Source organism: Falsiroseomonas oryziterrae (assembly GCF_021864505.1).
GTDB lineage: Bacteria > Pseudomonadota > Alphaproteobacteria > Acetobacterales > Acetobacteraceae > Falsiroseomonas > Falsiroseomonas oryziterrae.
Window position 1 is genome coordinate 1 of the sequence record NZ_JAKJIB010000543.1, and the last position, 1,604, is coordinate 1,604.

2 protein-coding genes and 1 pseudogene are annotated in these 1,604 nt (G+C 73.5%); 1 reads left to right on the plus strand and 2 read right to left on the minus strand.

Annotation, left to right across the window (positions count from 1 at the left end; translation table 11 throughout):
- Positions 1-560, minus strand: a pseudogene (locus L2I40_RS22950) (alanine dehydrogenase); the annotation flags it as partial.
- A 110-nt stretch (positions 561-670) separates the two neighbouring features.
- Entirely contained in the window at positions 671-922 is a 252-nt protein-coding gene (locus L2I40_RS22955; protein ID WP_308116448.1) for a GlsB/YeaQ/YmgE family stress response membrane protein, read from the minus strand.
- Between the two features lie 66 nt (positions 923-988).
- Here L2I40_RS22955 and L2I40_RS22960 point away from each other — a divergent pair, with 66 nt between their 5' ends.
- Positions 989-1,435 carry a cupredoxin domain-containing protein gene (locus L2I40_RS22960; RefSeq protein WP_237217675.1) on the plus strand — a complete coding sequence of 149 codons (447 nt, stop codon included), beginning with the start codon at positions 989-991 and terminating at the stop codon, positions 1,433-1,435.
- The last annotated feature ends 169 nt before the right edge of the window (positions 1,436-1,604 follow it).

The window sequence follows — 1,604 nt, forward strand, 5'->3', positions numbered from 1 at the left end:
GCGATGCGCGCCGCATTGGCGCCCACCACCCCGCCGCCGAGCACCGCGACCTTGGCCGCCGGCACGCCGGGCACGCCGCCGAGCAGCACGCCGGCGCCGCCCATCTCCTTCTCGAGGCAATGCGCGCCGACCTGCGGCGCCATGCGGCCGGCGACCTCGCTCATCGGGCGCAGCAGGGGCAGGCCGCCTTCGGGCTCCGTCACCGTCTCGTAGGCGACGGCGCTGGCGCCCGACTCCATCAGGCCGCGCGCCTGCGCGGCGTCGGCGGCGAGGTGGAGGTAGGTGAACAGGACCTGGCCGGGGCGCAGCATCGCCCATTCGGCGGGCTGCGGCTCCTTCACCTTCACGATCAGCTCGGCGTCCGCGAAGACCTGCTGGGCGGTTGCGGCGATGGCGGCGCCGGCGGCGGTGTAGGCGGCATCGGGAAAGCCGATCGCGGCGCCCGCGCCGGCCTCGACCAGCACCTGATGGCCATGCGCGACCAGCTCGCGCACCGATCCCGGCGTCAGGCCGACGCGGTATTCGTGGACCTTGATCTCCTTCGGCACGCCGATGCGCATGCGTCGCCCTCCCGCGGCACCGCAGGATCAGGCCGGCGCAACGCCGCGTCCATGCCGTCGTCTCGCACTGCGGCGAGAGCGGCGATCACGAGATGATCGGGCGCGCGGCGCTACGCCTTCTTCGCAACCGCGCGGAACACGACCAGCACCAGCACGGCGCCGACGATGGCGCCGAACAGGCCTGCGGTCTGGCCCGGCCCGTACCAGCCGAGCCCCTGGCCGAGGAAGGTGCCGACGAAGGCGCCGAGGATGCCGAGGCAGACGGTGACGAAGAACCCGCCCGGCCCCCGCCCCGGCGTGACCCATTTCGCGATCGCGCCGGCGAGAAAGCCGATGATGATCGTCCCCAGAATGCCCATCATGCGCGTCGCACCCCGATGCCGCCCGAAGGTTAGCGGCGATGACCGCCGGAGGTGAAGGAGAGCATCATGCGTCGTCGTGCCGTCCTGTTCGTCGCACCCGCCCTGCTGGCTGGCTGCGCCGGGCGCACCGCGATCGTGCCACCGCCCGGCGCGGCGGAGCGCATCGCCGGCGTGGATTGGGCGCGCGTGCCCGCCACCGAGGTGATGCTCGACGAGTTCGCCTTCGTGCCGGAGGAGTTGCAGCTGCGCGCGGGCCAGCCCGCGCGACTGGTGTTCCGCAACAGCGGCGCGCGGCCGCATGACTGGACCTCGCCTGGCTTCTTCCGCGCCGTTGCACTGCGCCCGGATGCGGCGGCGCAGGCGGTGCTGGCCTCGGGCGGATCGGTGGACGTTCCCGCCGGCGGGACGGTCGAGCTTGGCGTGCTGCCGCTCGGGCCCGGCCGGCACGAGATCACCTGCGTGAAGCCGCTGCACGCGACGCTCGGCATGACGGGGCGCGTCGTGGTGGCGTGATCATGTCAGGTGCACGAAGGCTCCGCCTTCGCGCCCTCAATCGCCGGCGCGCGCCTCCGCGCGCTTGGCTTCGCGGCACGTGCCGCGGCGCCCGTTCGGGCGCTCGGCCGGCTACCGCCGGCCGCAATGCATACCTCACTCCACCGGCAGGAAGATGAAGATCACCGCG